Origin of the sequence: Bacillus arachidis, from assembly GCF_030285945.1 — a bacterium.
Classification (GTDB): domain Bacteria; phylum Bacillota; class Bacilli; order Bacillales; family Bacillaceae_G; genus Bacillus_A; species Bacillus_A arachidis.
In genome coordinates, this window is sequence record NZ_CP127376.1 from 953,860 (window position 1) to 968,154 (window position 14,295).

The window sequence follows — 14,295 nt, forward strand, 5'->3', positions numbered from 1 at the left end:
TTCTCCTCCTAATAATACGAAAAGATCTTGATCTTTCTATTCATTTCAATTATAATAGTTTATACTGGAGAAATATATCGAAAGGATGTTCGTGAAATATGATTAATGTTATAGAACTATTTGCAGGAGTGGGTGGATTTAGGATTGGATTAGAAAAAACGAAACACTTCCAAGTAGTATGGGGGAACCAATGGGAACCCTCTAAAAAAGTACAGGATGCTTTTAATTGTTATGCACAACGATTTCAGGATAAAGGTATACATTGTAATCAGGATATTGCTACAGTAACAGAAGAAGAAATTCAAAAAATAGATGCAGAAATGATTGTCGGAGGTTTTCCTTGTCAAGATTATTCAGTGGCACGTAGTTTATCTGGAGAAAAGGGCATACAAGGGAAAAAAGGCGTATTATTTTGGGAGATTAAGCGATTAGTGAATATTAAGCGTCCCAAGTACGTGTTACTTGAGAATGTAGACCGACTGTTAAAGTCACCCTCTAAACAAAGAGGTAGAGACTTTTCTGTTATGTTGGCTACATTTAGAGATTTAGATTATTCTGTAGAATGGCGTGTGATTAATGCAGCTGAGTATGGACAAGCACAAAGAAGACGTCGTATTTTTATTTTTGCGTATCGAAATGACATACCTTATGCAATTAAACATGAGGACGAAACAAATGATAACTTATTACACCATAAAGGTTTTTTTGCTGCCCCATTTCCTGTACAAGCTGAGCCTTCAACGAAACACCCAGCTAAAGAATATAAATTACCTCTTGATATTGTTGATGTATCAGATGATTTTTCAGCAGGGTACTGGAATGCTGGAATAATGAGAGAAGGAAGAATTTATACAGCGCAGCTCTTACCGATAGAAGAAAGTCCTATTCCATTAGGATCAATATTAGAGACAAATGTAGACGATAATTATTATTTAAGTGAAACGGCTATTGAAAAATTTGAGTATTTAAAAGGTCCTAAAAAAATTGAAAGAACGTCAGCAAGTGGTCATAAATATATCTTTTCTGAGGGAGGAATGGCGTTCCCAGAATTATTAAATAAACCAGGGCGAACAATGTTAACAAGTGAAGCGAGTATAAATCGAAGTACGCATGTAGTAAAAGATGAAAAAGGATTTCGATTTTTAACACCGATTGAGTGTGAGCGATTAAACGGTTTTCCGGATGATTGGACGAACACAGGTATGTCGAATCGAATGAGATATTTCTGTATGGGAAATGCACTTGTTGTAGGTTTAATTGAGCGTATGGCGAAAAGAATATATGAGATAGACAATATAGCCGGAAAACAACTAGAGATTAAATTTGAGGAGATGGTGTAAGCCATCTTCTTTATTATTAATTACAATCTTATTATTTTAGTTCTTTATATTCCGTTATAAGGAAAAATAGTAGGCGGAAAGTTTTGGATGAAATGTAATTAATTATTTAATTATTTATTTATCTTTTTGATATATTTGGATTTTGTTTTTCTGAAAATTTAGAATTATGATATAATAAATTTTATAATTGTTGAAAATTGAGGGAGAGAAGCTATGACTACAAATTTTCAGTTTTATCCTAAAAACATGCGAATTCCAGAATTTTTAAATGACGTTGTTGGAGTTTTTAATGACGTCTCTCTTAGAATTAGTTCTTCAACTACCAAGTTTAAGAGTGATGATATTTTGAGAGAGTGTACCGAGGGTTTGATAGGTTTGAATTATAAAGTAGAAGGTAATCATAATGAGAATAGTAAGTATATTGAAGTACCGGTTTTATTTGGTAAGAACAATGTATTAGAAAAATCTTTTCGTGCAGATGCTTATAATAAGGACTTGAAATCTGTTATAGAGGTAGAAGCGGGCAGAGGGGTATTAAATAATCAGTTTCTAAAAGATTTATTCCAGGCTTGTATGATGCAAGATGTAGAATATTTAACCATTGCAGTATTGAACGAATATAGAACCAAAAAAAGAGGTACTGATAGTTTTAAAGTCAATAACGATTTTGATGAGGTGTGTAAGTTCTTCGATGCATTATATTCAAGTGACAGATTATCACTTCCTTTAAAAGGGATATTGATAATTGGTTATGATACTCCAATTGTTCAAATGAATGATGAAGATTTAATTGGGGAGTAATCGCTAACTAAAATTTATTAAAGATTAGAGAGTAAATGGTATACTTCTTCCTTAATTTTTAAGTCAACTGATATAGTTTCGGTTGGCTTTTTAAATTGCAGTGACATTTAGTCAAATATAAGAATGTTGATGTAAATCAAAACTTAAAACTTAACACATTTGTATAAACTTCCTTCTAATCAATACTACCAATCATAAGAGCATGACGATACTTAAGTCCACATAATGGAATAGTTAAGACGGACAAGAATATAGAAGGACTATGATAAAGAACGATAAAAGGTATCAACAGAACAAAAATATATTAGGTAAAGAGAAAAAAACGAAAAGAAAAAATGATTGGATTAAGTAATCTATATTGATAGTTGGATAGTAAAGATTAGGGACAATCAAGAAGGATATAGCCTTTCATCATAGGGGATGAGAGGTAGGGGGATTAGAGCATATAGACTTAGGTTTAATGACCATGTTATAGAGTTATTACAAATTAATTGGAATCTTTATAATATGGAAATGAAATAAAGTAAAAGATGAAGAATTCCGATATCCTATTATTTGTTTCTTGGTATTTTACAATTAATTGTCTAAAATAAAGATATATATAATGGTTCCTACATATCACATTTATTAAGCTAAAGGGGAGACGGTATTGAATTCACATCTAGCAACATATTCATACACATTATACGCCGACTATGCACAAGTTCAGCGTGACATGCCTTTTCTTTGTAGACTATTAAAAAACGGTATAAAAGTTCTTATATTTACTAATAAAGAGATTGATTCTTTATTGGTAGACATAGATGTAGCAGTTATAAATGAAGCGAAATTACTACAGTATATGGTCGTAGACCATTCAATTGAAACATCGATGAAAGTCATTGATGGTTTAGATATTCCTCTCATGAAAAAAATAGCAAATCAATATCCTCGTTTTAATATTGAACAATTCATAATTGAACATGCTCCTTATAAAGAAAATATTATGGTCAAAGCAGGCGCGGGTACAGGGAAAACGACTGTTATGATTGACCGTATTTTATATTTGTTAATAAAAGAAAAAGTGAAGCCTTCTGAAATCGTAATGATAACATTCACAAGAGATGCTGCTCAAAACATGCAAACAAAACTAAGAAGTCTCTTATTCAATCGTTTTAAAGCAACAAGCTCAGTCGAGTTTCTTTTACTTATTGAAAAGCTAAACGATATTCGAATTCAAACTATTGATTCTTTTGCGAAAGACTTGTTAAAGGAACTTGGCTCACTAAGAGGATTTGGATTAAATGTCCAGTTGAGAAGTTTTACAATGGAAAAGAAAAAGTGGATAGAAGAAGAATTGGATAATTATTTTGAAGAAGAACTTAAAAAGCAAGATGTTGTCATACAAAATTACTTTTCTCCATTAAAAATTTATGAACTCGTTGATATCATCAATCGTTTTTGGGAGAAGTTCGAGCAAAAAGGATTTTCAACAGCTAAAATTATTGAATGTACTGATTCATTTGGCTCTGCTTCAGAGGGAAATAAAAGAATGAATGATTTACTCCAAACTATAATTCCTGCAGCTGAAAAGCGTTTCTCGCAAGAAAAGCGTCTATTAAATGCTGTTACCATTAGTGACTTTACGAGACAAATTGATCAAGTACGAAAAGAGCATGGTACACGTGTATTTCAAAATATTTCAAAACCTATTCGTTTCTTATTTATCGATGAGTTTCAAGATAGTGATGACATACAAATCCGATTAATTGCTACCATTCAAGAAGCTTTTGAATCGACGTTATTTGTGGTAGGTGATATTAAGCAATCGATATATCGGTTTAGAGGGGCAAATCATACCGCGTTTTCAATCTTAAAAAAGCAGCTTCAAGAGCGAAATATTGACATGAACGATCTAGACTATTACTTAGTTAAAAACTATCGAACCACTCGTAATCTTCTCGATAACATGGATGAATATTTTTCTTCTTGGGGAGAAAAACAATTTCTTCAATACGCAATCGATATGAGTGATAAAAACACGGACCGCCTACAAGGAATGAAGTCGGTTGATGATGAAAGGCCTTTTGTAATTGATGCGAAAAGAGAAGAAAACAAAGAAGATATGAAGACACATATTATGCCATATATCCAAGAAAGATATAGACAAATAAAAGAAATTAACAAAGAGAAAACCCAAATAGAAAATGTAGGAGAAGAAAAAGAAAAGTTGGCTGTGTTAACACGAACTATTGAGGAAGCCCGTTTAATTGATAGATGGTGTAAAGAAATGAATCTCCCTACAAAACTTAAAGTCGGTGGGGACTTTTTTACATCAAAAGCTGTGCGTGACTTTTATTCTCTGACGTTATTGTTATTGTATCCAAAAAACAAGAAGTATCTGGCTAATGTGCTAAATGGGCCTTATGGTCAAAACGATACCTATTTATTACATGAACTTTTAGTTTCGAATGGAAAAAATGTTGGAATGAATATGTTAATAAAAGAATCATCAAATATAGACTTTCAAGACTATATAAATCAATTAAAATATCAGCCTGTTTTGGCAGTTTTACGCTCGATTATTCAAGAGGTCAATCCGTATAACTGGATTTATTCAAGAAAACTGGATGAACTAAAGGAAAATCAAACGTCAGAATTTGATGAGGAGCAAATAAAGCAAGAGGCAGCTATCTATACAAAACAATATGAGTTAAATGCGGGGAAATTATTTGAAATGATGCATCAGCGCTTTTCTGAAGAATTTGTTTCGCTTCATCAGATTACGAATTGGTTATATATTCAGATTGCTACAAACCGAGAAGAAGACGAAATTCAAGTACAAGACATAGAGAAGGGCTTAGATCATGTACATATATTAACGGTACATCGTGCAAAAGGATTAGAGTATCATACCGTTATTATTCCATTTACAGAAAGACTGTTTACTACTTCATTCAGTAAGATTATTTTTGATGAACAAAAAGAAAAAATTGGATGGTTTATTCGGAAGCCGGGGTTTATCTCAAAACAAAATGATTATTACAATGCTTTAACTCAAGAAGAGGATGATGAAGCGATTAAAGAAGAAACAAGATTGCTTTATGTTGCAATGACGCGTGCGAAGAATCAACTCGTAATCATACGTAATCGAAAAAATGAAATGTATGATTGGTGGACATGGTCTAGGTTGTTATCCTAAGTAAGGTAGGTTGATGAGAAATGAGTGGAAGTGTTCGAGTAATAACATATGAAAACCCATATACATTCCGTAATTTGGAAGAATTTCGGCCGTATGCACAAACGCTACATATTTGTGCAACAGCTTCTTTGGCGAATGGAATTAAACGAGCTATTCTTAAAAATAAAGATAATGTAGTTTCAGCAGGAGAGATAATGAATATGTTTTATCCTAACTGGAACCATGCAGAAAAGCGTTTTATTCAATATGCGCAGCTTTCAGATATTTTGCGAGAGTGGAGAGGAGACGGAAATGAGGAAGTTCTCACAGCTTTTAAGCGAAATAAACTAAATTTACTTATTACGATGAGGAATCTAACGGAGATAGGCTTATCCCCTCAACAAGTAAAAAGACTAGACAAAGAGAAAACCATTGAGGAAGCGCTTTTTTGTGATATATGGGAATGTATGTTACCAAACTTTCATTCTTATATGCATGAAGCGATGGGGAATTTACAAAGTCTTCAATCCATAATAGATGTTTTTAAAGATTCATATACAATAAAAGGTGTTTTTAAAGAGTCACCTACAATTGAAAATAATACTATTGTTTTGCATGGATTTTATTATATATCCCCTGTACAGCATTATGTTTTTACAAAATGGAGAGAAAAAGGTATAAATCTTGTATTTTTGAATCTTTACAACGAAAAATATCCAGCTGTATTTTCTTTCTTGCGTGACAATTTTTCAAAGCAATATGGATGGATTGATTACGAACAATGGAAGATAACAAGAGAAGCAGAAAGTTTGTATGCTGATAACTTTGCTGCTGCTTTTGAAGGAAACTCTACAAATCAGCAGGCAGCAAATATAGCAGAAAAATCATATGAATATATGATTGAATTTGTAAATGAGATTCAAAATAATTCTCATTATGTATCTCCAAATCATGAAGAATTGAATGAAAGAGTACGCGAATTTAGACCAGAGGCATATCAAGAAGAGAGACACTTTTTGTCATATCCCATGGGACAATACCTGTTTCATCTTCACTCCCTATGGAATGAAGAAAAGCAAGGATATTATATGAATGGAACTTTGCTTATGGAATGTTTTGCGTCTGGGTGGTTGCAGGAAGGTGAAGAGAATGCTCGTAATTATACCGAACAACTAAAAAAGATATTACCATATTTTGAGGACTGTGAAACCGTGAAAGACTGGGTTGATCGTCTGGGGAAATTGAGGATTGCAAAGGCTTCTTCTGGAAAGGTGTTAAAGAAATATAACCTGGAAAAAAGTGATAGCTTAAAAGCAGTTCGCATCAGTCCAACATTGAGATTTTCTTATTTCTCTGTTCCGGCCAGAGAATTAAAGGTAATAGAGCAATTCTTGCATATGCTTTTAAAAAATGCAAAGTGGTTATTTCACATCCAAGGGGAAAGAGTTTCGATTCACACACATTTTAATCGTATAAAAAAATTATTAGAGGAATCTAATGTTAAAAATACTTTATTGAGTGAGCAAGAACAGCAGCTGGTTGTAAAGTTAGAAAATATGCTTACATTATCAAAGAAAGAGGAAGCTGATTATCATATCGGTGATCTTGCAGAAGCAATATTAGTTTATTTAAAGAATGGAATTAGTAATTCGGACACAGTAGAAAATGATACTTCTCAAGAAGATAATATAAAAAGAACCAAACTATCCATTAGAAAAATGGAAGATCTTGATGGAGCAATTTTAGATGTAGATGAGAAAACATTACATTTATGTGGAATGGACGAAAAGCATTTTCCATCAGCACATGTACCAATGCCGTGGCCGTTATCTAAAGAGTTATTACAAAAGTTAAATTATAACTCTACAAACATGTATTTATTCCGAAGTGAGAACAGAATTTTTTTTGCTAAGTATTTATTTTATACAGCACTATGTTATAAAGGGAAAATTGAGTTGTCATGGATAAAAAATTGGAATGAATATAAAGGACTTCAAAAATCTATATATGTACAATTGCTAGGTAATACATTAAATAATCCAGGAGAATCAGATTCATATCAGTACCTGGAAAAAACGATTGAGCCAAGCGAGCAAGAAGTTTTACAGGCTCAAAATTATTTAAGTTCATTACCAAATGAAGAATTTATTGAAATGGATTTATGCCAGCGACGCTTTTTATATAGCTCAGTTTTAGATGAATTTTCAACGTATCGGTCACCTTTCCATCAGCAATTTTTAATAGGAAATATCATTAAGATTTACGGAGCAATTGGAAAAGAAAAAAGTGAAATTATAAAAATTCTTCTAGATCTTTTTCCGTTTTTAAGCCATATTCGTTTAGATTCACTTGTAAATGAAAATTTAAATAAAAATTATGTACAAGGAATGAGAGAGTATGGATTAGGTAGAAGAAGAGAATATGAAGATATTAAATACTCTGATAGTGTGACGTATTTTCAATTCCTTACTCATAGAGGTGCATTTCAAAATGAGAAGTGGAAGGCAGCGTTTGAATTTCTTAATGAAAAGAAGGGAAGAAAAAAAGAGTTGATTAGAAAGTTTACTTTGCATCCATCTATACTGTCTGAAGCGAATCCATCTGAATTTTGCAAGTTGTGTCCTCACAATGAATACTGTGAAGAAGCCTATTACGATGTAGATATAACCAAGAAAGGATTTGATGATAATGAAGCAACTGGTATATGACGAATTAGATAACCACTCTAAGACAGACTATGCCTTTGACCTGTTGAATCAAGCACTTTCAATGGTACCTGAAAGAGATAATCATATTTATAATAAAACGGAACAATTTCTAAAGAATATCTCATTAAGTGATGATCAACAGAAGATAGCAACAATGAATTCTACACATTTACTGGTAAAGGGGTGTGCAGGTAGCGGGAAAAGTATTACTCTTTTAACAAGAATGATGCAAAAAATGTCTGAAGAACTAGGAAAAAGATTTTTGTTTGTATCTTTTAGTAAAGAATTAGTAAAAGATGCTCAAAATCGGTTTAAAACGTCTAAATATTTTCAGCAACTTCAAGGACAAAATCATCAGGTAGACTTTCTTACATTCCATGAATTGGCTTATGAATTGTTAAAATCTATTCAGATAGAAGTGCCGCTATTTTTTACGAGCCATCAAAATTTAAACAAAAAAGATGATGTTGTCCGAGGTAGAATGCTTCGTTTAATGGGTTTGTTAGAAACAGAGGAATTTAAAAAACTTCCCTCAATTTATACAATAAAAAAAACAGAGAATACCAATTTTCTACTTGAAGAATTTTCTTGGATGAAAGGGAATGGATTTATTACAAAAGAAGACTACCTTACTTGTAAAAGGGTGGGGAGAGGAAGATTACCTAGTATATCTGAGAAACAGCGAACTACAATCTTTCGTCTTTTTGAATATTATGTAGAGGAACAAAATAAAGACTTTGTAAATCGTATAGATAAGGAAGATTATGCTTTACTTGTAATGAAGCACTTACATCAATTGCTGGATGAAAATAAATATGATCATATTTTTATCGATGAAGTGCAAGATTTACAGCCAATGCAATTACGTGTATTAGTTGCGATTAATAAAGGAACTTTATCTTTAAGTGGTGATGAAAGACAGCGTATATATAAAAGCAGTCCTTTTTCATATAAAGCATTAGGAATCAAAGTTCAGAGTGGGAATAATGTGGTTTTACGGAAAAACTGGAGATCCACTTATCAAATTATGAAGTTAGCGAACTCCTTACAATTTAAACGTTCTGCAGAGGATTCGAAATATGATGATGAGAAGTACTTTCCTCGTCAGGGGGATAAGCCAATTATTGAAGCTTTTTCTTCATATACGAAGATGTTATCAAAAGTAGGAGATACAATTCAGAGTTTATACAAAAAGGATCCAGAAACAACTTTTGCTATCATACATCGTTATTCAAATAGAAGAGATGAGAATGCTGTCAAACGGAACTTAGGACAGTATTTTATCCCAAAAACATATCTAGAAAAGGTTGACGGAACCAATCCAGAAAAGAAGCGTGGACCGCAGGTATATTTTTTAGAAGCGAAAGTAACAAAAGGTTTAGAGTTTGATTATGTATTTATTTTAGATTTTGATAAGAATTGCTATCCACATCTAGACGAAATTACGAATTTAAAAAAGGTAAAACAAGCTCATTCCACTGAATACTTAGATGATAAAAGAGACATTGAAGAAAAAGAAAAAAGAATCTTATATGTAGCATTAACTAGAACTAAAAAAGCAGCTTTTATGTATTTTTCTTTCAAGGGAAATCCGGAAGTAACTATTTCTCCTTTTTCCAAAGATTTTCCTACCAAAGATTTTGTTGCGAAGAATTTTAGGAAGACGTTAATATAAAATGGATACAAGATGGTAACAGAAACATAAAAGAATTCTAATCTTTAGTGGATTTATGTTTTACATAGAACCAATGAGGAGGATATACAGAAATACATATCAGAGTCCACTTGTTATTTTATGGTAAGTGGACCTTATGTATTGTTTCTACCTTATATAATTTTAGCGTTTTTTAGATTCTCAAACAATTCTGGATAGGGATATGGGATTTGATCCGAGGATAGGAGTGATGGTACGCTGCTTTTGTGATTATTCGTTCGGGATATCACTTGTTCTAATGTGATGATTTCTGGATGATTAGCAGAAAGAATAGCTTCGAAATATCTGAAAAAAGGTAATGATATTCCTTGATATCGTGGCTGGGGATAATTGATTTCTTCCTGTAATGTTACCCAAAATATAATATGTTGTAATTGTTCAAGTGTCACTGTAGTGCTATTGAGAGTAAGATTATTAAGGTTCAGTTTTACATCATGATTTGTGCGCAGGCCATAACGATAGATTCTTAATAAAAACAATAGAATCATTTGCTGAGGGTTTTGTTTTGATAATTCATACAGGTATTTTACAATATCAGTATGTGATGGACTATCATCATTATGTATGAGTCTATAGTCTCCATGCTTTTTGTAACCTGGATATTCAACATGTAATAGTTGATAGTTTGGTAGAGGTGAAAATTGATTAGAGTATTTATCTGTATACATCATATTATTAGTAAGATCTTTCATATAGGTAATCCCTTTTTTGTAATCCATATCGTATCGTCCTTTCACAATAACTATTTTACTTAAAAATATGCTACTATTTATTATAATTCATATGGATGAAAATGGAAAAGTATAAGTCTTCTTTCTTTAGAATCCATATAAGAAACAAATGTGGACGATAACTATTACTTAAGTGAAACTGATATTAAAAAGCTTGGGTAAGTAAAAGGTCCCGAAAAATTGAAAGAACAGTAGAAAATGGTCATAAATATATCTTTTCTGAAGGCCAAATGGCGTTCTCAGAATTGTTAGATAAACCAGACCGAAAGGTACCAAAGAATCAGGAACACATAATCGAAAGAAAACTAGAAGAGCTTATTCAAGACTATTTCGATAGACGAATTAACATTGTAGACTGTGATAATTTTTTATTCGAATTAATTTGTTCAATAGATGGGGCCGTTATTTTAGATTATAAATTTAATATATCATCGGCTGGGAAGATGTTTAGCAACAAAAGTACTAAGATTAGGAAAAAATATCGAGGGACTAGAACAATTGCAGCTATTTCGTTGTCAAGATTCGGTTTGTCAATAAAAATATATGAAGATGGTGAGATTTTAATAGTTGAAAATGAAGAGGAGCTAGTAAGAATATAATTATTAAAGAAGATATAAAGACAGTGCAATTAATATCTAATTTGCACGTGATATAATTCAGTAAAGGACAAGCGTTGGATTAAAGGTTACAAGTAAAAGAGGATACTTAGGTGGTTGTCTTGCAAATGAGAATAAAGCAAAACATCATATTGTAGTACTCTTTAATGCTGGAAAAAATGCTAGTGAAATAACAAAGGAACTCGGAATAGTAAGAAGTATAGTCTATCAAATTATTAATAGTACCAATGTTTAGGGAAATAGAGGTATGAAAATGAACCGAGAGCAATTAAATCAAATGCTTGAAAAGAATTGGCAAGAATATTATGGAAAGCCTATAGAAGAAATGGCGGAAGATTTAGGTATGAATTTTGATTTATTAAAGGGGAAATATTATCAACTGTAACATTGGTAAATCAACTTTTAAAACAAAGTGATATCCATCAAAGAGATGAAGTTGATGGACTTAGTTTAGCAATTAAGACTGTAAAGCTTAAAGCAAATGGAGTACGAAAAGAAGCTATGTCTTTTGAACAAATAGATTTTATGGGGGTACATTCACACATCCATCAACTTAAGGTATATTTTTATACAAAATGCGGTCTTTTCATATAGTTTATTATTATCTTTTGTAGATTTTATAAAAGTGGGCATATCAAATAAACCCTGACGGGTTTCAATTTTTTTACTATGCTACCTGATGAGTAGAAGTGGTATACTCATAAACAACACCCAAAATATCAAAGACTGTCTTTTTCTCATAACGATGAGATTTTCGTCCGTTACGCTGTAGGAGGTTAAACAGACGAAGGAGAACCTTTGATAATTCTTGGGTGTTTTTGTGTAATGCCTGGTAAAAAAGTGAAAAATAATCCTTAATTATGTACATCGCTTTATATTCACTTAGCTCTTTCTGTTTCTTACGTAACAGGAGTTCTCGCATTTTAAACATAGTAGAAGAACATAATAGAATACTAATGAGTTGCCCATAAAGGTGACATTCTAATCGTTCCTGTTTAATAGATTTACAACGATGAATTTGAAACCAAGATTTCCATATCTTAAATAACAGCTCAATTTGCCAACGTAGTGAATATAAATCATAAATTTTCTCTTTTGGTATCCATTCCGTAGGAATGTTTGTCATATATACCGTAATACCTTGTAAAAGTTTCGTACGCTCTGTATATGTAATTCCTTTTTTCTTTTCGCGAATAGCTCGGTCACGTAGGCGTTTCTGTTTTTGCTCCTCGGTACACCTATAAACTACAATACGAGTAGGCAGTTTGTCTTTACTCCCTACATATACATCATGTAATTCATACACTTGGCCAGGCTGCAATTGTTTCATGATGTCTTCCAAATGAATTTGTATATATACCGGTTTCAATTGAGCGGGTTTTGTTTTAAATACCACTGTTTCAAATTCTTTTCTATATATTTTAGTTGGTAACTTAAGACGAGATAAATAATATCCCTGCTTATCTTGAATAGACTTAAAATCTTGTAGACGAAAATATCCTAAATCACGAATATACAGTTCATTCTTTTTTGCCATGCCTGTTCGGGTCTCACTATATGCTTGATCACTTCGTTTTCCTGGTTCAATTTCCACATCAGAAAATTCTCCACTTAACAAGTCATACTCTAGTTGAATTTTCACACCAGCTTTATGACTACATCCCCCGGCACCAGGATAAGTAGTTGCGAATCGATCTGGAACTTGGAAGGTTGTAGAATCAAGGACGAGAATCCGCTCAAAATATGAAGAAAGAGAATGAGAAATCTTAGATACTCCTCCAATTTTAGCTTGTAGAAGTGTAGTAAATACAGTTCGAAAGAAGGCTACAGAAGCCGAATTAAATCGTCGATTAAGTCCCTCCGGACTTAATAAAATTCCTGTTGAAGTTTCTAATTGACTACAAAGTTGAGTAAGAGAGGTAGTAGCGATTTGTTGATTTAACCATACACACAAAGATAAGAAATGGTGCCCGTGGCACTTGCGTTTTCGTTTCATTCCGCCTGCTTCTATAGCTAATTGATTAAGTGTAGCGGGAGACATATATCGATATAGCTCTTCGGCAAATAAAGATAACTCTTGTTTTTGATGCATATTCATAAAAAGCACGTCACCCTTTCTCATTAACATAAGAGAATAGTAACGTGCTTTTAACTTCAAAAATAGTCTAAATCCTTAAGTTGATGGATGTGGGGTACATTCACATGCCCATCAACCTAAGAAAACAAATCAACCCCAAAACAAAAAAAACTTCACATAATATATGAGAGAAAAGGATAGATAAAGGCATTTTAGCCTTATCTATCCTTTTCTGTATTACAAATGATTACATTTACTACTCAAAAACTTCTATTACTATTTTTATACACCATAACAAATTTAATTAGGTTGTGGTGTACTTTAAAGGCGGTAAACTATCATATCTTAATAGTTCAGAATGTCTTCTAATAAAAGGAATAATCCACATTAATCCAATTGCTATTAGCACAACAGACATTAAAAGAATGATAGTTAATTCAGGTTGTGCTGAAGGTGTGCTTGTAGTTGTAGACTTTAAAGCAGAAAAGATATCTCTTGAAGCTACAATTATATTATTAACCATGTGAGCTATTATAGAAGGGAATAAACTTTTAGTTTTCAAGTACATTAAACAAGAAATAATCCCAAATATTGTGGTTCCAAATACATTGTTTAGATGTAAAACACCAAAGCAGATGGAAGAGAATATAACTGCTTTTTTTATTCCGAATTTATATGTAAAACGACTAAGAATAAAGCCTCTGAACAAAATTTCTTCACAGATAGGAGCAATGAAAGAAAGAGTTATAGCTTTCATTAAAACAAACCACATGCTTTGTGTTTTAACTATTTCGTTTGTATCCTCTAGCGAAGTGCTCTTTGGTATTAATGAGAATACCATTACGATTAGCAATAATATACCTAACCCGAAAATCATAGTCATAATTGCTGATGCAAAAATTTTTCTGAAAGAAAAGGAAGATGGTTTTGACAAGTAAGTTTTAAACGAGATGTTATATCTTTTAAATTTAAAACCAATCCAAAACATAGGAATAGCATAAATTGAAATAATAAGAGCAATATTCAACTTTACATCTTTAGGAATTTCTGTGAATAATAAAGGCAAAATAAACATCATTATTACAAAAGAGATAATAGCCCACATTAAAATGAACCTGGTTTTCATATGTTCAAAAATTTTATCCAT

Annotated in this window: 10 protein-coding genes; 7 read left to right on the top strand and 3 right to left on the bottom strand. The window is 32.1% G+C overall.

The window, feature by feature from the left end:
* Positions 1-98: 98 nt before the first annotated feature.
* The 5 genes from dcm (at position 99) to QRY57_RS06535 (ending at position 9,684) form a co-directional block, all read left to right on the top strand.
* Positions 99-1,340 carry a DNA (cytosine-5-)-methyltransferase gene (gene dcm / locus QRY57_RS06515; protein WP_286016969.1) on the top strand — a complete coding sequence of 414 codons (1,242 nt, stop codon included), beginning with the start codon at positions 99-101 and terminating at the stop codon, positions 1,338-1,340.
* Between the two features lie 213 nt (positions 1,341-1,553).
* Positions 1,554-2,141: a hypothetical protein gene (locus tag QRY57_RS06520; RefSeq protein ID WP_286016970.1), complete on the top strand. Its 588-nt coding sequence runs from the start codon at positions 1,554-1,556 to the stop codon at positions 2,139-2,141.
* A gap of 649 nt (positions 2,142-2,790) precedes the next feature.
* The gene (locus QRY57_RS06525) at positions 2,791-5,322 is read left to right on the top strand and encodes a UvrD-helicase domain-containing protein (protein ID WP_286016971.1); all 2,532 of its coding nucleotides are present in this window, start codon (positions 2,791-2,793) and stop codon (positions 5,320-5,322) included.
* A gap of 20 nt (positions 5,323-5,342) precedes the next feature.
* Positions 5,343-8,009, top strand: coding sequence for a PD-(D/E)XK nuclease family protein (locus tag QRY57_RS06530; protein WP_286016972.1), 2,667 nt, complete (start codon positions 5,343-5,345; stop codon positions 8,007-8,009).
* Positions 7,990-9,684, top strand: coding sequence for a UvrD-helicase domain-containing protein (locus tag QRY57_RS06535; RefSeq protein WP_286016973.1), 1,695 nt, complete (start codon positions 7,990-7,992; stop codon positions 9,682-9,684). Before QRY57_RS06530 ends, QRY57_RS06535 begins: the two co-directional genes overlap by 20 nt.
* A 152-nt stretch (positions 9,685-9,836) precedes the next feature.
* Here the strand turns inward: QRY57_RS06535 and QRY57_RS06540 are convergent, their stop codons facing one another.
* The gene (locus QRY57_RS06540) at positions 9,837-10,442 is read right to left on the bottom strand and encodes a hypothetical protein (RefSeq protein WP_286016974.1); all 606 of its coding nucleotides are present in this window, start codon (positions 10,440-10,442) and stop codon (positions 9,837-9,839) included.
* Between the two features lie 257 nt (positions 10,443-10,699).
* On the opposite strand from QRY57_RS06540, the gene QRY57_RS06545 reads away from it, so the two are divergent.
* On the top strand, positions 10,700-11,053 hold the full coding sequence (locus tag QRY57_RS06545; protein ID WP_286016975.1) for a diadenylate cyclase: 354 nt from the start codon (positions 10,700-10,702) through the stop codon (positions 11,051-11,053).
* Between the two features lie 265 nt (positions 11,054-11,318).
* Entirely contained in the window at positions 11,319-11,456 is a 138-nt protein-coding gene (locus QRY57_RS06550) for a hypothetical protein (protein WP_286016976.1), read from the top strand.
* 282 nt (positions 11,457-11,738) lie between these two features.
* Here the strand turns inward: QRY57_RS06550 and QRY57_RS06555 are convergent, their stop codons facing one another.
* Both QRY57_RS06555 and QRY57_RS06560 read right to left on the bottom strand, forming a co-directional pair.
* Positions 11,739-13,169 (bottom strand): IS4 family transposase, encoded by a 1,431-nt coding sequence (locus QRY57_RS06555; RefSeq protein WP_286016977.1) that lies wholly within the window; start codon positions 13,167-13,169, stop codon positions 11,739-11,741.
* Between the two features lie 283 nt (positions 13,170-13,452).
* The gene (locus QRY57_RS06560; protein ID WP_286016978.1) at positions 13,453-14,295 is read right to left on the bottom strand and encodes a type II CAAX endopeptidase family protein; all 843 of its coding nucleotides are present in this window, start codon (positions 14,293-14,295) and stop codon (positions 13,453-13,455) included.